The organism is Pseudomonas sp. FP1154 (assembly GCF_030687245.1).
GTDB classification, from domain to species: Bacteria; Pseudomonadota; Gammaproteobacteria; order Pseudomonadales; family Pseudomonadaceae; genus Aquipseudomonas; species Aquipseudomonas rhizophila.
In genome coordinates, this window is sequence record NZ_CP117465.1 from 2,796,395 (window position 1) to 2,816,134 (window position 19,740).

Consider the following 19,740-nt stretch of genomic DNA (forward strand, 5'->3'; position numbering starts at 1 on the left):
ACCGGTCATGAACATTTCATCGAATAGCAGCCAGACAGGAGCTCTACCCATGCAAGCCACGCTGGAACATATGACAATCTGGGGCCTGATCAGCGATGCGAGTCTTCTGGTCAAGGCCGTTATGCTCACACTGCTGCTGGCCTCGCTGCTGAGCTGGTACCTGATCATCCAGCGCAGCGCCGTGCTGCGCCGCACCGAGCGCCAGTTCAAGGGTTTCATGCAGCGTTTTCGCAGCACCAGCGATTTGCCAGCGCTGCTGCGCGAGACCGCCCAGGTGCGCGAGGAAGAGGGCGGCGTGGAGCCGATCTTTCACGCCGGCTTCCAGGCTTTCACCCAGCTCAACGTGCCCTCCGGCAGCCCACAGGTGGTGCTTGAAGGGGTGGAGCGTTCGCTGCAAGTGGCAATCAGCGAGCAGGAGGTGCAGTTGGAGAAAGGCTTGCAGTTTCTCGCCACGGTCGGTTCGGTCAGCCCTTACATCGGTTTGTTCGGCACGGTCTGGGGGATCATGAATGCCTTCCTGGGGTTGTCCCAGGTGCAACAGGCCAGCCTCTCCACCGTGGCGCCGGGCATCGCCGAGGCGTTGATCGCCACCGCCATCGGCCTGTTCGCGGCGATTCCCGCGGTGATCGCCTACAACCGCTTTTCCGCCCGCGGCCAGACCTTGCTGACACGCTACTACGCGTTCGGCAACGAGCTGCAGGCACGCCTGCATCGCAAGCTGCACGGCGCCCCGGTGAACCTGGCCGCGGCCGCTTGAGAGGAGAGGGCAGATGCTAGTCAAGCCGCAACGCAAGCACGGGCCCAAGGCCGAAATGAACGTGGTGCCTTACATCGATGTGATGCTGGTGCTGCTGGTGATCTTCATGGTCACGGCACCCATGCTGACCCAAGGCGTGAAAATCGAGCTGCCCAAGGTCGCCAGCCAGGCATTGGCCAACGATAGCCGCCAACAGATCCTGACCCTGTCTGTTAAGGCCGAGGGCGGTTACTACTGGAACCTGGGTGCTGAACTGGACACCCAAAGCCAGACCGACAGCGCCGTGGACCTGGATCAGATGCGCGCCAAAGTGGCCCAGGTTGTCGCCGAGCGCAGCGATACCCAGGTGTATATCCGTGCCGACGACCACGCCGACTACGGTCGTGTCGTGGCCGCCATGGCCGCCTTGCAGCAGGGCGGAGTGAGCAACCTTGGCCTGGTGACCGAGGCACCCCGATGACGGCGATGATCATGCACAGTCCATCCTTGGGTTTACCCACGGTGTCCGGCAGTGGTTTCTGGAGGAACAGCCTGGCAGCGGGACTCGCCGTGGCCTTGCACGCGGTTGTCGCGGCATTGCTGGTGCTGGGCTGGACCGTAGAGAAACCGACCGTCGAAGCGCCCCGGGTGCTGCGCACGCAATTGGTGATGTTGCCACCGCTGCCGGTGCCTGAAGCGCCTGCGCCGACCGCCGTGGCAGAGGTCGCCCCAGAACCGGTCGAAGCCACGCCGGCTCCCGTGCAAGCGCCACGCCCGGCGCCGAGCAAACCTGCGGTTGATCCAAGGCTCCAAGCGCAGAAACTGGAGCAGGCAACCCTGGCGCGCAAACGGGTCGAGGAGCAAAAGCGCGAGCAACAGGCCCAGCGGCAGGCCGAGCAACATGCCCAGCAGCAGCGCGAGCGTCAGGAGAACCAGCGACGTCAGCAGGAAGCCGAGCAACAGGCCGCCGAACGACAGCGCCAAGCGGCTCAACAGGCCCAGGCGCTCGCCCGGCAACGCCAAGCCGAACAGGCGCGTCTGGCCTCCGCCGACAGTCGCCACTATCAACCCCTGAGCAAAGAGGCCCCGGATTATCCGCAACGGGCTTTGGACAAAGGGTTGGAAGGCGATTGCACGGTGGAGTACAGCGTCAAGCCGGACGGGCGAATCGACAACCCCAAGGTGCTGGATGGCTGCCATCCGTTGTTCATCCGACCCTCGCTGACTGCGGCCCAGACCTTCCGTTATCAGCCGCGGATCGTCGACGGCCAGGCCGTGACAGTGCCGGCGGTGCGCAATACCTTTCACTACCGCATCGAATAGAACCCGAGCCTGTTGCGGCCCGGCGTAATCGGACTAAACCGCGCCGGCGGCCGGCCGGTGCTGGCGCAACAGTTCGATCTGCTGCGATGGAACCAGCTCGCGCAACGCCTTATAGAGCGCCCGTGTTTCCAGCAGATTCCAGATGCGCAGCATGGTTTCCAGCGCATCCAGGGGTTTGCTGATGAAGTCCCGGGCGCCCAGCGCCAGGGCGCGCAGGCGGGTGTCGCGGGTGGCGTCGGCGGTCAGCACCAGGATCGGCAGGTAGTCGTTTGCCGGGATGCGCCGGTTGAGCTGCTCCAGCACGGCGAAGCCATCGAATGCCGGCATGTGCAGGTCCAGGATCACCAGGTCAGGCTCAAAACTGTTGAACAGGTCGAGGGTGCGCAAAGGCTCGGTGCTGCTCAGTACGTTGTGCAGCCCTTCGCGAGCCAGCAACTGCTCCATCAGGTCCAGGTTGGGGCGCTGATCGTCAACGATCAGGATGCGCAAATCGCGATTCATGCGGGCTCCGGTAAATAACGTTCAAGGTGGCCGAGAAAGGCCTGGATATGAATGGGTTTGGTCAGGATCGCTGTGGCCCCGGCTTCGTGCAGGGCACGGTGGGTCAGGTCGCTGGCATCGGCGGTGATCATCAGTACCGGTGTGGACGCCGTAGCCGCCGATTGCCGCAAGCGGCGCAGCACCTCCAGGCCTGTCAGGTCCGGCAGGGTCACGTCCAGCAGGATCAACTGCGGGGCGTGCTGGCGAGCCAGGTCCAGGCCCAACTGGCCTTGCATGCTCGACAGCAGTTGAATACCCGGACGTCGCTGCATCAGGGTCTCGATCAGCGCCAGGCTCGACAGGTTGTCTTCGATGCACAGTATCTTGCCGTGATATTCGACTGACGGACGCGGTGCCTTCAGCGCGACGATGGGGGGCAAGCGGGCGTGTTCCACCCGGGCACCGGGCAATTGCAGGGTAAAACAACAACCTTGCCCCGGCTCGCTGTGGACCTGCAGGCTGCCTTGCATCATTTCCAGCAGGCTCTTGCTCAAGGACAGCCCAAGACCGGTGCCCTCGACCTGTGGATCGGCACCCAGGCGCTCGAACGGCTTGAACAACCGGTCAAGCTGCTCAGGGGCAATGCCATGCCCGGTGTCGCTGACAGCAATGCTGACTCGCGGCCCCTGGGTGGTCACCTCAATGCGCACTTCACCGCCGGGCCGGTTGTACTTGATGGCGTTGGACAATAGATTGAGCAGCACCTGCACCAGGCGTTGACGGTCGGCCAGCACACCGCTGCTGTCGGGTAACGGCGCCAGCTCGGCCAACTGAATCCCGGCGTCGGCCGCCATGGGGGAAACCAGCGTCAGGGCTTCATGCAACACCGTCGTCAAGGCAATCGGCTCAATGTTCAGCGGCAGACGACCGGCCTCGATCCGGGCAATGTCCAGCACCTCGTTGATCAACGCCAGCAGATGCTGACCGGCGCGCAGGATGTGACTGACCTGTGGGCGCTGGCCGGCGCTGGAGTCCATGTCCAGCAGTTGCGCGAAGCCGAGTATGGCGTTCAGGGGGGTGCGCAGTTCGTGGCTCATGCGCGAAAGAAATTCGCTCTTGGCGCGGCTGGCGCTTTCGGCTTCTTCACGGGCGGTGCGCAGGGCGATCTCGGCGGCGCGGCGGTCAGTGATGTCGCGGGTGATCTTGGAAAACCCGCGCAGGGTGCCGGTACTGTCGTACTGGGCAGTGATGACCACACTGGCCCAGAAGCGGCTGCCGTCCTTGCGACAGCGCCAGCCTTCTTCCATGTAATGACCGTCACGGGCCGCTTCGTGCAGCGCCATGTCCGGGTGCGCCGGGCATTCTTCGCTCAGATAGAACAACGAAAAATGCCGGCCGAGGATTTCCTGTTCGGTGTAACCCTTGATCCGTTCGGCGCCGGCGTTCCAGGTAATGACATGGCCTTGAGCGTCCAGCGCAAAGATGCCGTAGTCCTTCACCCCATCGATGATCAGTCGCAAGCGTTCTTCGTTATCCCGCAGAGCCCGCTCGCGTTCGGCAAGCAACTGCCCGGCCTCTACCAGACGAGTGCCCAACTGGCCGATTTCGTCCTGCTCCGGCGGTTGCGGCAGCAACGGTTGACCCAAGGCCAGGCGCTGAGCGTTGCCTTGCACCTGTTGCACGCGGGCGACAATGCCCTTGGACAGGAACAGCACCGCCACGATGGCGCCAAGCAGCCCGCACAGCGCCGCCAGTAGCGTGGCGAACAACAGGCGCATGCGCGTGGCCGAGGCGGCGGCACTGCGGTCGGCGAGCAGGGCGTCCTCACGTATACGCATGGCGTTGATCTGCTCGCGCAGCACGTCCAGGACGTGTTTGTTTTCGATCAGAATCGTCGTGATGGCCGCTGTGTCATCGGCCTTGCCGTTGCGCAAGGCATCCAGCCCATCGAGTTTTTCTGCGATCAGTGGGGTGATGGTCTTGAGGCGCTCACGCATCCGGGCATCGCGGATGTTGTGGTCCAACCGTTGCAACGCGGCCTTGATCAGCGGCGTGGCCTGTTCGTAGCTGGGCAGGAAGTCTTCGCGCCGGGTCAGCAGGTAACCGCGCACGCTGGCTGCGGCTTCGGCCAGCAGGGTATGCACCGTCTGGATATCGCCCTGGACCAGCAGCACCCGGCGCACGTCTTCTTCGGCCCGGGCGGTCTGGCGTTCGGTGATGTAGATCAGCACCAGCGACAGCAACAGCACCACCAGGGGCAGGGAAATGACCACCAATGCCTTGCCCCGCAATGGCAGGTTGGCCCAGCGGCGGGCGGCGAGGAATCTCATGGCCATTGCCCGCTGGGTTGTGCCACCAACCCCAGGGCAACACCGCGCACGGCGGCCTGGGTTCGATCGGCGGCTCCCAACTTGCCGATGACGCGCTCCACGTGGGCCTTGGCGGTGCCGGGGGCGATGCCGAGTTTTTCGCCGATTTCACGGTTGCTGAAGCCGCCGGCCACCAGCCCCAGCACCTGACGCTCGCGGGCTGTCAGGGCCTGGACCGGGGTAGCGCCACTGGCACCGCGCTCGGCCATGCGCCGCAGCAGGCGCGCACTGACCGAACTGTTCAGGGCCTCTTCGCCCTGGGCGACCCGTTTGAGGGCGTCCAGCACTTCATCGCGGCTGGCATCCTTGAGCAGATAACCGACCGCGCCCGCGCCGATGGCGGCTTCAAGGTGATCAGGGCTGTCGTCCATGGTGAAGATCACCACTTTGATCCCCGGCTGGCGCTGCTGCAGGATACGCGCCGCCCCCAGACCATTGAGCACCGGCATGCGAATGTCGAGAATGGCGATGTCCGGTTGCAGCCGCTCGCACAGATCGAGGGCTTCCTGGCCGTCGCTGGCCTGGCCGACGACTTCGAACCCCGGGCTGCCGGCCAGCATGCTGATAAAACCGGTGCGGGTCACTTCGTGATCATCGGCCAAAAGCAGGCGTAAAGGGGACGTCATGAGTGTGTTCCGTGGGTGGGTAGGGGGACGCTGGCCAGCAAACGGGTGCCACCATCGGGCTGGCTGAAACAGCTCAGGTGGCCGCCCAGCAGGCTGGCACGTTCCTGCATGGCCGCCAGGCCCAGATGGCAGGTGCCATTGGTCTCGATGGGTTGTTCCAGAGCAAAACCACGGCCATTGTCTTCGACCCGCAGCGAGGCCCGGTCGTCGCTCACCATCAATCCCAGGCGTACATGGCTGGCCCGGGCGTGCTTGAGAATGTTGTTGATGCCTTCCTGGGCAATGCGGAACAAGGCGATTTCGGTGTTGCCCGGCAGGCGAGCGGCGCTGTGCTCGGCCCAGTCCACCGACAGGCCTGCATCCCGCAGGCGGTCGGCTTCCTTGTCGACGGCTTTGTACAGACCGAAGTCATCCAGCGCATGGGGACGCAGACCGCCGATCAACTGCCGGCCTTCGCCGACACAACCCCGGGCGAGATCGAGGATGGCCTGCAAGTCGTTCGCCAGGGCCGGCGGCAGAGGCGGGCAGCGACCGGCGAACCCCTGCAGGCGCTGATGCAGGCCGGCCAGGTTCTGTGCCAGGCCATCATGCAGGTCGTAGGCCACACGCTTGCGTTCGTCTTCCTGGGCGCTGAACAGTCGATGGACCAGCTCGGACATGGTGCGTTCGCGGGCCTGCAACGCTTCGAGCAGACGACTGTTCTCCAAATGGGCAGCCAGCAGGGTCGCCAGCAATTGCAGTGACTCAATATCCTCGTTGTCCGGCGTGCCGAGGGCTACGCCGTTGCCCAGCAATAAAGCCCCGAACACCACACCGTCGGAGCCACGCAACGGAACGCGCAAGACCTGGGGCAGGGCGCTGCCAGGGTACTCCAGCCATTGTGGCTCGGCTGACGGCGGCTGAGCCAGGTTGGCAAGCAGATCGAGCCGTTCTTGGCTGCCATGGCTGGCGATGGTGCGAAACGTGGTGTCCGCTGCCCACTCCAGCAGCAGGCCATGATCCATGGCCATGAATGCGCACGCTCGTTGCACTGCGCGCTGGCGCATCGCCGACAGGGGCAATTGCGTCAGTTCATGGCCGGTGCCCAACAGCAGGCGCAGGCGTGCGGCACGACTTTGCGACTGGCGATATTGGGTTCGGATGGCCAGGGCACTGCCGGGGTCATGGGGTGGGCTTTGCATGATAGGGCTCCAGCGTGGATGGGACCGGTCGGCGTGGCGGTATTAGAGCGTGTCATCAGCACCGGGCCTATCTGCCGAACGGCATAGGCAATCGGCACCGGTTGGCCGATGGCGAAGGCCGCCAGGCCCGGCAAAGTCGGCTCATTGAAACCCACAGGAACGTTACGATGAAACTGAAAACCTTCGCCGCTGCCGCTTTTTTCATGCTGACCACACCCTTGGCCCTGGCACTTGAAACAACGCCATACGTTTATCGCACCGTAGCCGAGCAGCCACAGAATCAGAATGACCGTGAAATCGCCGCATTGTTCGACCGCTGGAACGCGGCCCTCAAAACCGGCAACGCTGCTGCAGTAACCAGCCTGTATGCGCCGGATGCGATATTGCAGCCCACCGTATCCAACCAGGTGCGCAACACGGCGGCACTGATTCAGGATTACTTTGAACACTTCCTGGCCGGCAAGCCGGTGGGGCAGATCAACTACCGGGAAATCCGTCACCTGGGACCTGACGCGGCGATGGACAGTGGTGTCTATACCTTTGCCCTGACCAACGCCGACGGCTCCAAGCGCGAGGTTCAGGCGCGCTACACCTTTATCTATGAACGCATTGACGGTCAGTGGAAGATCCTTAACCACCACTCCTCGGCCATGCCGCAAGTCCAGAAGCAACTGCATGCCAGCCACTGAGGCCGTTTGAACAAATGAGTTCGTCCCTGGCTGCGTTGGGGGGCGAACCACCCGTTTGGCAGGCTGGCAAAAAACGATAGGCCAGTGTCATTAACAGAGCGGTTCGATAAAGAAGTTGGATTCGTGTGGGAACATTAATTAGAATCACTCTCATTTAATGTATTCCTTGCACAAGGCTTCTTGACATGTCTGATGCAGCTACGCCAACGGAGCGTTCCTTGCACGCGCTGTACCGAGACCACGGTGGCTGGCTGGAAGGCTGGTTGAGACGACGCATGGGCAATGCCTGGGATGCCGCGGACCTGCGCCAGGACACGTTCCTGCGGGTACTGTCCAGCGCTCAGCCATTGGCCGATCTGCACGAACCCCGCGCTTATCTGCTGACAGTCGGCAAGCGTCTGTTGAGCAACTTTTACGCGCGCCGCAACCTGGAGCAGGCTTACCTCGACGCCTTGGCGAGCTTGCCGCCAGCGTGCGTACCGTCCCCGGAGCAGCGCTGGCTGCTGCTGGAAACGTTGCAAGCCCTGGATGAATTGCTCGATGGCCTGCCGGCTCTGGTGCGGCGGGCTTTTTTGTGGAGCCAGCTCGAAGGCCTGGGCTACCGTGAAATCGCCGAGCGCATGCAGGTGTCGGAGCGCACCATCAAGCGCTATATGGCCCAGGCTTATGAGCATTGCCTGTTGGTGGAGTTTTGATGCGCCAGGCCCCTTCGCCTGAAGCTCGCGAAGTCGCCCGGGCGGCGGCTCGCTGGCTTGCCATGATGGAGTCTGGCGGGGATGACTTCGATTGCGCCGCGCTGCAACGCTGGCGCGACAGCAGCGCCCACCACGAGGCCGCCTGGCAAAAAGCCCAGCGATTGCGCCAGCGTTTCGCCGGGGTGCCGACTTCATTGGGTATGGCGACCCTGGATCGCCCGGCATTGCCCCGTCGGGCGGTGCTCAAGCGTGCGCTCGGCGTCGCCGCGTTGGTGCCCACGGCCTGGTGGCTGGGGCGAGAGCTGCCGCTGGAGGTCTGGCGCGCCGACCTGCACACGGCCACGGGCGAACAGCGGCGCTGGTCGCTGGCCGACGGCAGCGCCTTGCAGTTGAATACCGACAGCGCCCTGGACCTGGACCTCAAGGCTCGACGCCTGGTGCTGGTGCAAGGGGAGATGGCCCTCAATGTCCAGGGGCCTGCGCCATTGGCCATTCAGGCACCGTTCGGCCTGATCTCCGTCAGCCGTAGCGAGGTCTGCGTACGCCTGAATGAGCGCAGTTGCCGGGTGTCGGTCCTCAGTGGTTCGGTGCAACTGCAACCGTTGCGCGGGCCAATGCTGACACTGAAGGAAGGCGAGCAGGTCAACCTCTTGGCCTCGGGCGCCGGACCGGTGGGGGCGTTCGACGTAGCGCAGTTGGGTTGGCGTGACGGTGTACTTGTGGCGCAGAACCAGCCGTTGGGGGATTTTCTCCGTGAACTGGGCCGTTATCGCTCAGGTTTTTTGCGTTGGGACCCCGCCCTGGAGTCGCTGCGGGTGACCGGCAGCTTCCGTCTGGAAAACACCGATCGAATCCTCGCGTTGCTCTCGGCCAGCCTGCCGCTGCACGTGCAAACGCGCACCCGATACTGGGTCACATTGACGCTGCGCAAAAATACTGTCTGACGCCTGTCCCCTTTTTTTGTCTCGCTTGTCATTCAAGGCAACTGAACAAAAACGAGAGCTCCCCCCAATGTCCGCAGTAGTACCTTTGCGTTTTCGCCCGGCCCTTGCCGGCTGGCGTCCGCTGTTGAACCTGAGCCTCGTGCTCAGCCTGAGCGCCAGCCCATTGTTCATGTCCTCCAGCCAAGCCGAAGAAGCTGCCCGACGCAGCTATCAGGTGCCGGCCGGCAGCCTCAGCGCCGCGCTGACCCGGTTCGCCGGCCTGGCGGGGGTCAACCTGTCGGTCGACCCGGCCCTGGTGAGCGGGCATAACAGCCCCGGTCTGTCGGGGGAGTATGCCGTGGAGGAGGGCTTTGCCCGGCTGTTGCAGGGCTCGGGTCTGCAACTGCAGCCGGTGGGCGAGCAGGCTTACATCCTGACCCCGGCGCCGGAAGGCAGCAGCTTGCAACTGGCGCCCACCTCGATCATGGGGGCCACGAGCCTGGCGCAGGGCGAGCCTTATGCCGGTGGCCAGGTCGCGCGCCGCGGCTCGCAAGGCTTGCTCGGGTCGCGAGACTTCATGGAAACCCCGTTCAGCATGACCACCTATACCAGCGAAGTGGTCAAGAACCAGCAGGCTCGGACCCTGGGCGACCTGATTGCCAGCGACCCTTCGGTTCGCGCCACCAATCCGGCAGGCGGGCGTTTCGAGCAGTTCACCATTCGCGGTTTCAGCCTGTTCAACAGTGATGTCGACTACAACGGTCTCTACGGCATCCTGCCGACCTATTCGATCGACATGGAGATGGCCGACCGCGTCGACATCATCAAGGGCCCGACCCAGCTCATCAACGGCGTCTCGCCACGTGGCAGCGTGGGTGGCGGGATCAATGTGGTGCCCAAGCGGGCCACCGACAAACCCATCACTTCGTTCACGGGCAGCTACGCCTCCAACAACCAGCTCGGCGGCGCTGTGGATGTCGCCCGGCGTTTTGGTGAAGACAACCAGTTCGGCGTTCGTTTCAACGGCGTGAAGCAGTCCGGCGACACTGAATGGGATCACCAGAGTGTCGACCGTGACATGGCCGTGCTGGGCCTGGATTTTCGTGGCGAGCGTCTACGCCTCTCGACGGATATCGGGCGCACCGAGCGCGATACCGACGCGCCGCAGGAGCGCGTGCTGGTAGGGGCCAACGCACAGGTCCCGCACGCCAGCGATGTGCGCCGCAACTACGCTCAGCGCTGGAGCAAGGCGCGCACCAAGGACACTTTCGGCGCGGTGAACGCGCAATACGATGTCAACGATTCCGTGATGTTGTACGGCAGTGCAGGGGCGCGCAAAAGTGATCATGACTTCCTGCGGCACAACGTTTCGGTCAGCAACGACGCTGGCGATTTCAGCGTTCAACCCCGCGACTTTACCCGCGATGAAAATGTCCGCACGGCCACGGCCGGGGTGCGCAACTGGTTCCATACCGGCCCGGTGAGCCATGAGATCAACCTGGCCGCCAGCTACTTCTACATGGATTTCACCAATGGCGGCGCTCGTTATGCTTCGTCCCCGAGCAACCTGTATGACCCGGTGCAAACGCCGACTCCGAGCGACCCCACGCGCCAGGACAGCAAGGTCTATACCGAAAACCGCTCCACCGGCGTGGCGCTGTCCGACACTCTGGGTTTCTTCGATGACCGGCTGCTGCTGACCCTCGGCACCCGCTGGCAGCGGATCAAGGTTGACGACTGGACGGATAACGTCAAAGGCGCCACCGCGTACGACGAGGAAAAGATGTCGCCGTCGGGCGGAATCCTGTTCAAGGCAACCGATAAGCTGTCGTTGTATGCCAACTACATGGAAGGTTTGAGCCAGGGCAAGATCGCGCCATCGACCTCGATCAACGAGGACGAAATATTCCCGCCGTTCATCAGTCGTCAGGTCGAGGTGGGAGCCAAATATGACGCGGGTGCGCTCGCCGTCACCGCCGCCGTCTTCCGGATCAAGCAGCCTGCCTACGCCACCGATGCCACGACGCGTGTCTTCGGCCCGAACGGCAAACGCGAGAACACCGGGGTTGAGATGAGCGTGTTCGGTGAGCCGCTCAAGGGGTTGCGTTTGCTCGGCGGGGTCATGTACATCGACAGCGATTTGACCGATACCACCGATGGCGCCTTTGATGGTAATCGGGCACCGGCCACGCCCAAATACAATGTCAACCTGGGCGCCGAGTGGGATGTGCCGACCGTGCAGGGCCTGACCCTGACCAGCCGCGCCATCCATTCCAGCTCGCAGTACCTGGACCAGTCCAACACCAAGGAAATCGATTCCTGGGAGCGTGTGGATGTAGGCGCGCGCTACGCGTTCAAGGTGGACCAGAAGAACATCACCCTGCGTGCCAATGTCGAGAACGTCGCGGACAAGCGCTACTGGAGTTCAGCCGGCGCCTCGGATGACAGCGAGGCAGGCTTGACCCTGGCAACGCCGCGCACTTACCTGCTTTCGGCCACCGTGGACTTCTAGACCGATGTGCAGCTTCAGGGATGAAGCTGTTTCTCAGGTGTCACGGAACAGGTCGTGGGCATCCAGCAGTCGCCAGGCGATTTCGGGACGTTTTTCCAACCCGCGTCGAATGGCGGTGGGGATCGACTGACGAATCTTGCGGCACAGGCCGGGCTGCTCCTGGAACTCGATGGCGATGCCGCGCATGGTGCGCACTTCGTTGTAGCCGGGTTCGACGCTCAGGCGGATTCCGAGGTTCTCGTACATACGCTGCTGCAACCGTTGGAGTTCGTCCAGGCTCTGGATATTTTCCAGCCGTTCGAGCAGGCGTTTTTCTTCCTGACGGTTCAAGCAAAGAATGCGCAGGTCACTGCCCGGGGTTTGCAGCAACGCATCACGCCCGCAGTCACAGATACCAGGCGGGCAGGGGGGACGGATCGGAATCGACGCGGTCATGGGCTCCACAGGTCAGCAACGAGCAAATCGCCTCTGAGTGTATCGGCGGTCCAGGCAATGTGATGCCTGACGGCATGCCGGTCAACCCTGGTGAGTGGCCGCTTGTCTAGCGCCGTTGCGAGCGGGCGCTGGGCCGAGCCCGCAGTAGCAATGTGGGAGCGGGCTTGCTCGCGAAGACGGTTGTTCGTCCAGCATTGCTACCTGCTGACGCACCGCCTTCGCGAGCAAGCCCGCTCCCACAAGGTTTCTGTTGCTTATACAAATGCCGTGCGCCTACAGCCCCAAGTCAGACAGCCCCGGATGATCATCCGGCCGGCGACCCAGCGGCCAATGGAATTTGCGTTCGCTTTCCTGGATCGGCATGTCGTTGATGCAGGCGTAGCGGTTGGACATCAACCCTTGCTCGTCAAACTCCCAGTTTTCATTGCCGTAGGAACGGAACCAGTTGCCCGAATCGTCGTGCCATTCGTAGGCGTAGCGCACGGCGATACGGTTACCGGTGAAGGCCCACAGTTCCTTGATCAGCCGGTAGTCCAGTTCCTTGGCCCATTTACGGGTCAGGAAGGCCTTGGCCTCTTCGCGGTTATGGGCGAATTCGGCACGGTTGCGCCATTGAGTGTCCAGCGTATAGGCCAGGGACACCCGTTGTGGGTCGCGGGAGTTCCAGCCGTCTTCGGCCAGACGGACTTTTTCAATGGCCGATTCACGGGTGAAAGGCGGCAGCGGCGGACGAACTTCAGCAGTGGATGACATGGCAGATCTCCAGTGAGTGATCGAGCAAGTGGCACAGCGGTTTACGGGAACGGGTTATTCAGTTTCAGCCAATAAGGACTTCAGTATGTTTTGGGCCTGGTCGGCGGCGCTGTGATCGCCCATGACCAGTGCGACGGTAATGGCGCCATCGATCAGGATCAGTAACTGCCGGGCCAAGGCATCCGGGCTCTCGACGCCTTGTTCTGTGCACAGCCGGGTTACATAGTCGAGCAACTTCTGTTTATGCAGTTTGGCGACCTGGCGGACCGGGTTCTGTGGGTCGCCGGTTTCGCCACTGGTGTTGATGAACGCACAGCCACGGAAACCTTCGCTGTCGAACCAGGTTTTGAGCACGGTAAACAGGTTGAGCAGCCGGGCGCGCGGAGTAGGGGCCTTGTCGACCTCACTGCTGAACCAGTGCATCCAGCGTTCGTCGCGCCGCTGGAGTGCGGCCACGATCAGATCGTCCTTGTTGGCAAAGTAGCGATAAATGCTCTTTCTGGAGACGCCGGCGGTTTTCACCAGCCGATCCATGCCGGTGGCCGCGATGCCACTTTTATAGATTAACTTTTCGGCGACATCGAGAATAATGTCTCGGGTCTCATTGCTATTGATTTCGTTCATGGCGCTAACAGTAGAACGATCGTTCTCCTTGGTCAAATTGTTTTTTCATGACGCCCTGAAGACCCGAACCCATCGATGGTGTAAGCTCAACCACTCTTCGGATTCGACCTTTTGCGAGCCCTATGCCGTCGCTTTTCAAACGCCCCTTGCTGCCTAAGCTGCGCAGCTTTGCACTGACCGCCGATGCCGTGACCATCCTCGATGGCGCCGCCGAGTTCCGCCGTTGCCTGCTGGAGCAAATCGCCCAGGCCACCCAGCGCATCTACATCGTCGCCCTGTACCTGCAAGAGGACGAGGCCGGGCAGGAAATCCTCGATGCCTTGCACGCCGCCAAGGCCAAGCGTCCGGAACTGGACGTGGTCGTGGTGGTGGATTGGCTGCGGGCCCAGCGCGGGCTGATCGGCGCCAAGAAGCAGCCGGGCAATTCGGCGTGGTATCAGGAGCAGACCCGCACTCACGCCAGCGAAGTGCCGATCTACGGCGTGCCGGTGCAGACCCGCGAGTTGTTCGGCGTGCTGCACCTCAAAGGCTTCGTGATCGACGACTGCGTGCTTTACAGCGGTGCCAGCCTCAATAACGTCTACCTGCACAAATTCGACAAATACCGCTACGACCGCTACCACCTGTTGCGCAACGAGGCTCTGGCCGACTCGATGCAGCACCTGGTACAGCATGGCTTGATTGCCTCCAGCGCCGTGCATCGTCTGGATTTGCCGAACCTGCCCAGCACTCGCAGCCTGCGCAAGGACATCGGCGATCTGCGCAGCCGGCTCAAGTACGCCGCGTATGACACGCAGGCCGGCAACCTCGACAAGAGCGGCCTGTCGGTGAGCCCGTTGCTGGGCGTGGGCAAGAACAATCCGTTGAGCCGGGTAATTGGCGAGTTGATTGCCAGCAGTCGCCGGCAACTGACCATCTGCACGCCGTATTTCAATCTGCCCCTGGGGGTGACCCGGGAAATCAATCGCGCGCTGGCTCGCGGGGTCAGGATCGACATTATCGTCGGCGACAAAACCGCCAACGACTTCTACATGCCGCCCAGCGAGCCGTTCAAGATCATCGCCGCGCTGCCCTATCTCTACGAAATCAGCCTGCGCCGCTTCGCCAAGCGGCATCAGCGTTACATCGACAGCGGCCAACTGAACCTGCACCTGTGGCGTGACGGTGACAATACCTATCACCTCAAGGGCATGTGGATCGACGAGCGCTACACCTTGCTGACCGGCAATAACCTCAATCCACGGGCGTTTCGCCTGGACCTGGAAAACGCTTTGTTGCTGGATGACCCCAAGGGCGAACTGCTGGGGCCGCGTCAGGCCGAGCTTGAGCAGATTTACCAACACACCCGGCGCATCGATCGATATCTGGACCTGGAAACCCTGCCGGACTATCCCGCCGCAGTCGCCAGGTTTCTGAAACGGGTCAGCCGGGTGCGGATCGAGCGGCTGCTTTACCGGATCCTGTGAAAGCTCGTGCCATGTCGGAAAAAGACACCATCTCCATCCAGTTGGTACGTGAGGCGCTGCTGCAAAGCTGCGCTCCCGGAGCGGCCACCGATGAGGTTCTGAGCAAGGTCGGCATAGACCCTGCGTTGCTCGACGACTCCCAGGCGCGGGTCCCGGCCCATGCTTATGCGCGGCTCTGGCGTTTGCTCGCCCGACGCCTGGATGACGAGTTTTTTGGCATGGACCCGCGCAAGCTCAAGTCGGGTAGCCTGGCGTTTCTCTGCCAGTGCGCCATGGCCCAACCCACGCTGGCGAGCGGCCTGACGGCGGGGCTGGGGTTCCTCTCGCTGATGTTCGAACAGTTGCCGGCCCAATGGGTCCGCCAGCAGAGCCTGGCGGAAATCGTCCTGCTGGAGGACGATCAGGATCCGCGACGGGCCTTCACCTATTTTACCTACTGGATGATTGTTCATGGCGTGGCCTGTTGGCTGGCCGGGCGGCGTATTCCGATTCTTTCCATCGAGTTGCGTTGCCCGGAACCGGACTTCTGCGACGACTATCGTGTGATGTTCTCCCGGAACCTGCGCTTTGACCGGCCCCGCACCCGGATGATCTTCTCCGCCGAATGCCTGGACCTGCCCATCCGACGCAGCGCCGAGGAACTCAACCGCTTTCTGGCCCAGGCACCGGCCAACATCCTGGTCAAATATCGCGACCCGCAAAGCCTCGCCAGCCGCATCAGACACGACCTGCGCCAATTGCCACCCGAGCAGTGGCCGGAGACCGAGGCTCTGGCCCAGCAGTTGTGCGTTTCGGCCTCGACCCTGCGCCGCCGCTTGGCGGAGGAGGGCCAGACGTATCAAGGGCTCAAGGACAGTGTGCGCAAGGAGTTGGCCATCAACTGGCTGGCCGAACCTTCCATCAGCTTCGTGGAAATCGCCGCGCGCCTGGGATTTGCCGATGCCAGCTCCTTCTACAAGGCGTTTCGCAAGTGGTCCGGGTCCAATCCGGGACATTATCGCAGCCTGATTCTCAACGATCCTGGCTGATTTGGGATGTGGGTTGACTGGGCTTGCGCTATCGCGGGCAAGCCTTGCTCCCACATAAGGTTCGCATTGCCCCGGTGGGAGCGAGTCTGCTCGCGATAACGGCCTCCCAGACGCCACATCACCCAACCATGGCCAAACCAGTCAAGCAACTTGATGGCTTTGACCATTGCCGCCCAAGCCCTTCGGCGCGAGTATTTCCCTGCTGTTTACGGTTCCCCCAACCAATAAAAAGTACAGAGGGATTCTGGTCATGCGCGATTACTCGTCCGCCACGTCACAGTTCGATTACCTGCACACCGTCAACACCGCACTGCACGGCTCGCTCGAGGCATTGAACGCCTGTGTCGAGTGTTGCGACCGGCATGCGTTGCCGGGGCGTATTGCCTTGTTCTGGGAGGGGCGCGACGGCAACGACGCGACCTGGACTTACCGTGACCTGCAGGACAACGCCGCGCGTTTTGCCAATTTCCTCCTGGCTCAAGGCGTGGGCAAGGGTGACAAGGTGGCCGGCCTGCTGCCACGTACCGCTGAATTGCTGATCGTGGTACTCGCCACGTGGCGCATCGGCGCGGTGTATCAGCCGTTGTTCACCGCGTTCGGCCCCAAGGCCATCGAACACCGTCTGGGCAGCTCAGGCGCGCGTGTTGTGGTCACCGACGCGGTCAATCGCCCCAAACTCAACGATGTAGCCGGTTGCCCCACAGTGGTCACGGTCGGCGGCGCAAAAGGCCAGGGCATCGTTCGCGGCGATTACAGTTTCTGGGCAGAAGTGGCGAACCATGCAAACCAGTGCGAACCGGTGATGCTCAGTGGCGAAGACCCGTTCCTGCTGATGTTTACCTCCGGCACCACTGGACCGGCCAAGGCGCTGTCGGTGCCGCTCAAGGCCATCGTCGCATTCCAGAGCTACATGCGTGACGCCGTGGACCTGCGTCCCGAAGACGCCTTCTGGAACGTCGCTGACCCGGGCTGGGCCTACGGCATCTACTTCGGTGTGACCGGCCCTCTGGCCATGGGGCATCCCATCACGTTCTACGATGGGCCGTTTACCCTGGAAAGCACTTGCCGAGTCATCAACAAGTACGGCATCACCAACCTCGCCGGTTCACCCACTGCCTATCGTTTGTTGATCGCCGGGGGCGATCAGTTCGCCCGCTCGATCAAGGGCACGCTGCGCGCGGTCAGCAGCGCCGGCGAGCCGCTGAACCCGGAGGTCATCCGCTGGTTTGCCGACAACCTGAACGTGGTGATCCACGATCACTACGGCCAGACCGAGCTGGGCATGGTGCTGTGCAATCACCACGCTCTGGAACATCCGGTGCACATGGGCGCGGCCGGTTTTGCCTCGCCGGGCCACCGGATCGTGGTGCTGGATGAAAATAACCGTGAATTGGGCGTGGGCCAGCCGGGCATTCTCGCCGTCGATCGTAGCCAGTCACCGATGTGCTGGTTCGCCGGTTATGAGGGCGGGCCAACCAAGGCTTTCGTCGGCGATTATTACCTGAGCGGCGACACCGTTGAATTCAACCCGGACGGCAGCATCAGCTTCGTCGGCCGCAGCGACGACGTGATTACCACCTCCGGCTATCGCGTCGGCCCGTTCGACGTGGAAAGCGCACTGATCGAACACCCCGCCGTCGTCGAGGCTGCGGTGGTCGGCAAGCCCGATCCCGAACGCACCGAACTGGTGAAAGCCTTCGTGGTGCTCAGCGCCCAATACCGCGCCGCGCCAGAGCTGGCCGAAGAGTTGCGCCAGCACGTGCGTAAGCGCTTGGCCGCTCACGCCTATCCCCGTGAAATCGAATTTGTCAGCGACTTGCCGAAAACCCCAAGCGGCAAGTTGCAGCGCTTTATCTTGCGCAACCAGGAGATCGCCAAGGCTCAAGAGGCCGCGGCGCCTAACGTTTCAGCTTGAATCCAAGGAAACCATGATGCAGATCGACAACAAGATTTTCCTCGTCAGCGGCGGCGCGTCCGGCCTCGGCGCGGCCACCGGCGAGATGCTGGTCAAGGCCGGTGCCAAGGTGATGCTGGTGGACCTCAACGCCGAAGCCGTGGCTGCCCAGGCGCAGAAGCTGGGCTGCCAGAGCGTGGTGGCGGACATCAGCAACGAAGCGGCGGCTGACGCGGCGGTCAAGGCCACTGTCGCGGCGTTCGGTGGCCTCAATGGCCTGGTGAACTGCGCCGGCATCGTGCGCGGCGAGAAGATCCTCGGCAAGAACGGCCCGCACGCGCTGGCCAGCTTCAGCCAGGTGATCAACGTCAACTTGATCGGTAGCTTCAATCTGTTGCGTCTGGCCGCCGCCGCCATCAGTGAAACCGAGGCCGATGCCGGGGGTGAGCGTGGCGTGATCATCAATACCGCTTCGGTGGCGGCTTTCGACGGCCAGATCGGCCAGGCAGCCTACGCGGCCTCCAAAGGCGCTATCGCCAGCCTGACCCTGCCGGCCGCCCGGGAACTGGCGCGCTTCGGCATCCGTGTGATGACCATCGCCCCGGGTATTTTCGAAACCCCGATGATGGCCGGCATGACACCCGAAGTCCGCGACTCCCTGGCCGCCGGCGTGCCTTTTCCACCGCGCCTGGGCAAACCGGCCGAGTACGCGGCGCTGGTCAGGCATATCATTGAAAACACCATGCTCAACGGTGAGGTGATCCGTCTCGACGGCGCCTTGCGTATGGCTGCCAAGTAGGAGCAATTGTCATGTCCAACGATCCGATTGTTATCGTCAGCGCCGTCCGCACCCCCATGGGCGGCTTTCAAGGTGAACTGAAAAGCCTCAGCGCTCCGCAACTGGGAGCCGCCGCCATTAAAGCTGCCGTGGAGCGGGCCGGCATTGCCCCTGATGCGGTTGAAGAAGTGCTGTTTGGCTGTGTGCTCGCGGCAGGCCAGGGCCAGGCTCCGGCGCGCCAGGCCGCACTGGGGGCCGGGCTCGATAAATCGACCCGCTGCACCACGCTCAACAAGATGTGTGGTTCGGGCATGGAGGCGGCAATTCTTGCCCATGACATGCTGATCGCCGGCAGCGCCGAGGTGGTGGTGGCTGGCGGCATGGAAAGCATGTCCAACGCCCCGTATCTGCTCGACCGCGCCCGCAGCGGTTTGCGCATGGGTCACGGCAAGGTGCTTGACCACATGTTCCTCGATGGCCTGGAAGATGCCTACGACAAGGGCCGCCTGATGGGCACCTTTGCCGAAGATTGCGCTGAAGCCAATGGTTTCAGCCGCGAAGCCCAGGATGCTTTCGCCATCGCTTCCACCACCCGAGCCCAACAGGCGATCAAGGACGGCAGCTTCGACGCCGAGATCGTGCCGTTACAGGTCATGGTCGGCAAGGAACAGGTCACCGTGCGCCACGATGAGCAGCCGCCCAAGGCTCGTCTGGACAAGATCGCCTCGCTCAAACCGGCGTTCCGTGAGGGCGGAACGGTCACCGCAGCCAATGCCAGTTCCATCTCTGACGGTGCCGCAGCCCTGGTGCTGATGCGCCAGAGCCAGGCTCGGGAGCGAGGCTTGAAGCCGTTGGCGGTGATTCACGGTCACGCTGCGTTTGCCGACACGCCGAGCCTGTTCCCCACCGCCCCCATCGGCGCGGTGAAGAAACTGATGGACAAAACCGGTTGGTCGCTCGACGACGTGGAGCTGTTTGAAATCAACGAGGCTTTCGCAGTGGTGGCGTTGGCGACCATGGGCGCGCTGGAGATCCCCCACGACAAGGTCAACGTCCATGGCGGCGCCTGCGCGCTGGGCCACCCCATCGGTGCGTCGGGCGCGCGGATCCTGGTGACGCTGCTTTCGGCCCTGCGCCAGAAAGGCCTCAAGCGTGGCGTCGCGGCCATCTGCATCGGTGGCGGCGAAGCCACGGCCATGGCCGTTGAATGCCTGTATTAAGGAATCAC

General features: G+C 62.7%; 19 protein-coding genes. 12 read left to right on the forward strand and 7 right to left on the reverse strand.

From position 1 onward, the window contains the following. Positions 1 to 49 precede the first annotated feature (49 nt). The 3 genes from tolQ to PSH91_RS12680 are packed head-to-tail and all read left to right on the forward strand — an operon-like array spanning position 50 to position 2,059. Entirely contained in the window at positions 50 to 757 is a 708-nt protein-coding gene (gene tolQ / locus PSH91_RS12670; protein WP_047226514.1) for a protein TolQ, read from the forward strand. A gap of 13 nt (positions 758 to 770) precedes the next feature. Beyond that, positions 771 to 1,217: a protein TolR gene (gene tolR / locus PSH91_RS12675; protein WP_047226513.1), complete on the forward strand. Its 447-nt coding sequence runs from the start codon at positions 771 to 773 to the stop codon at positions 1,215 to 1,217. Then, entirely contained in the window at positions 1,214 to 2,059 is an 846-nt protein-coding gene (locus PSH91_RS12680) for an energy transducer TonB (protein WP_305468378.1), read from the forward strand. The genes tolR and PSH91_RS12680 overlap by 4 nt, the downstream gene beginning before the upstream one ends. A 33-nt stretch (positions 2,060 to 2,092) precedes the next feature. Here PSH91_RS12680 and PSH91_RS12685 read toward each other — a convergent pair whose 3' ends face one another. Genes PSH91_RS12685 through PSH91_RS12700 form a run of 4 tightly spaced genes read right to left on the reverse strand, consistent with a single transcriptional unit; the run spans position 2,093 to position 6,715 of the window. Beyond that, positions 2,093 to 2,560, reverse strand: a complete 468-nt coding sequence (locus tag PSH91_RS12685; protein WP_047226511.1) for a response regulator — start codon at positions 2,558 to 2,560, stop codon at positions 2,093 to 2,095. Continuing rightward, the gene (locus tag PSH91_RS12690; protein ID WP_047226510.1) at positions 2,557 to 4,869 is read right to left on the reverse strand and encodes an ATP-binding protein; all 2,313 of its coding nucleotides are present in this window, start codon (positions 4,867 to 4,869) and stop codon (positions 2,557 to 2,559) included. The genes PSH91_RS12685 and PSH91_RS12690 overlap by 4 nt, the downstream gene beginning before the upstream one ends. Beyond that, positions 4,866 to 5,534, reverse strand: a complete 669-nt coding sequence (locus PSH91_RS12695; RefSeq protein WP_047226509.1) for a response regulator transcription factor — start codon at positions 5,532 to 5,534, stop codon at positions 4,866 to 4,868. Before PSH91_RS12695 ends, PSH91_RS12690 begins: the two co-directional genes overlap by 4 nt. Then, complete coding sequence (locus tag PSH91_RS12700; protein ID WP_047226508.1) at positions 5,531 to 6,715, reverse strand: sensor histidine kinase; 1,185 nt, start codon at positions 6,713 to 6,715, stop codon at positions 5,531 to 5,533. The genes PSH91_RS12695 and PSH91_RS12700 overlap by 4 nt, the downstream gene beginning before the upstream one ends. Before the next feature lie 167 nt (positions 6,716 to 6,882). Between PSH91_RS12700 and PSH91_RS12705 the strand changes: the two genes are divergently transcribed. The 4 genes from PSH91_RS12705 to PSH91_RS12720 all read left to right on the forward strand — a co-directional run bounded on the left by PSH91_RS12705 (position 6,883) and on the right by PSH91_RS12720 (position 11,534). Next, the gene (locus tag PSH91_RS12705) at positions 6,883 to 7,404 is read left to right on the forward strand and encodes an SgcJ/EcaC family oxidoreductase (RefSeq protein WP_047226507.1); all 522 of its coding nucleotides are present in this window, start codon (positions 6,883 to 6,885) and stop codon (positions 7,402 to 7,404) included. A 185-nt stretch (positions 7,405 to 7,589) separates the two neighbouring features. Further along, complete coding sequence (locus PSH91_RS12710) at positions 7,590 to 8,099, forward strand: sigma-70 family RNA polymerase sigma factor (protein WP_076384924.1); 510 nt, start codon at positions 7,590 to 7,592, stop codon at positions 8,097 to 8,099. Beyond that, a complete protein-coding gene (locus PSH91_RS12715) occupies positions 8,099 to 9,043 on the forward strand; it encodes a FecR domain-containing protein (RefSeq protein ID WP_305468381.1) in 945 nt (314 codons plus the stop codon). Before PSH91_RS12710 ends, PSH91_RS12715 begins: the two co-directional genes overlap by 1 nt. 67 nt (positions 9,044 to 9,110) lie before the next feature. Further along, on the forward strand, positions 9,111 to 11,534 hold the full coding sequence (locus PSH91_RS12720; protein WP_305468382.1) for a TonB-dependent receptor: 2,424 nt from the start codon (positions 9,111 to 9,113) through the stop codon (positions 11,532 to 11,534). A 33-nt stretch (positions 11,535 to 11,567) separates the two neighbouring features. Here PSH91_RS12720 and PSH91_RS12725 read toward each other — a convergent pair whose 3' ends face one another. The 3 genes from PSH91_RS12725 to PSH91_RS12735 all read right to left on the reverse strand — a co-directional run bounded on the left by PSH91_RS12725 (position 11,568) and on the right by PSH91_RS12735 (position 13,346). After that, positions 11,568 to 11,969 (reverse strand): hypothetical protein, encoded by a 402-nt coding sequence (locus PSH91_RS12725; RefSeq protein WP_076384918.1) that lies wholly within the window; start codon positions 11,967 to 11,969, stop codon positions 11,568 to 11,570. Positions 11,970 to 12,242: 273 nt separating this feature from the next. Then, on the reverse strand, positions 12,243 to 12,722 hold the full coding sequence (locus PSH91_RS12730) for a nuclear transport factor 2 family protein (protein ID WP_047226502.1): 480 nt from the start codon (positions 12,720 to 12,722) through the stop codon (positions 12,243 to 12,245). Positions 12,723 to 12,776: 54 nt separating this feature from the next. Beyond that, positions 12,777 to 13,346 (reverse strand): TetR/AcrR family transcriptional regulator, encoded by a 570-nt coding sequence (locus PSH91_RS12735; RefSeq protein WP_160892677.1) that lies wholly within the window; start codon positions 13,344 to 13,346, stop codon positions 12,777 to 12,779. A gap of 122 nt (positions 13,347 to 13,468) precedes the next feature. Here PSH91_RS12735 and pssA point away from each other — a divergent pair, with 122 nt between their 5' ends. From pssA to PSH91_RS12760, 5 genes are all read left to right on the forward strand, one after another. After that, entirely contained in the window at positions 13,469 to 14,812 is a 1,344-nt protein-coding gene (pssA, locus tag PSH91_RS12740; protein ID WP_188251705.1) for a CDP-diacylglycerol--serine O-phosphatidyltransferase, read from the forward strand. An 11-nt stretch (positions 14,813 to 14,823) separates the two neighbouring features. Further along, the gene (locus PSH91_RS12745) at positions 14,824 to 15,840 is read left to right on the forward strand and encodes an AraC family transcriptional regulator (protein ID WP_047226499.1); all 1,017 of its coding nucleotides are present in this window, start codon (positions 14,824 to 14,826) and stop codon (positions 15,838 to 15,840) included. Positions 15,841 to 16,090: 250 nt separating this feature from the next. Further along, positions 16,091 to 17,755: an AMP-binding protein gene (locus PSH91_RS12750; RefSeq protein ID WP_305468385.1), complete on the forward strand. Its 1,665-nt coding sequence runs from the start codon at positions 16,091 to 16,093 to the stop codon at positions 17,753 to 17,755. Between the two features lie 16 nt (positions 17,756 to 17,771). Continuing rightward, positions 17,772 to 18,533, forward strand: a complete 762-nt coding sequence (locus tag PSH91_RS12755; RefSeq protein WP_305468533.1) for an SDR family NAD(P)-dependent oxidoreductase — start codon at positions 17,772 to 17,774, stop codon at positions 18,531 to 18,533. Between the two features lie 11 nt (positions 18,534 to 18,544). Continuing rightward, on the forward strand, positions 18,545 to 19,732 hold the full coding sequence (locus tag PSH91_RS12760) for an acetyl-CoA C-acyltransferase (RefSeq protein ID WP_160892687.1): 1,188 nt from the start codon (positions 18,545 to 18,547) through the stop codon (positions 19,730 to 19,732). Positions 19,733 to 19,740: the final 8 nt, after the last annotated feature.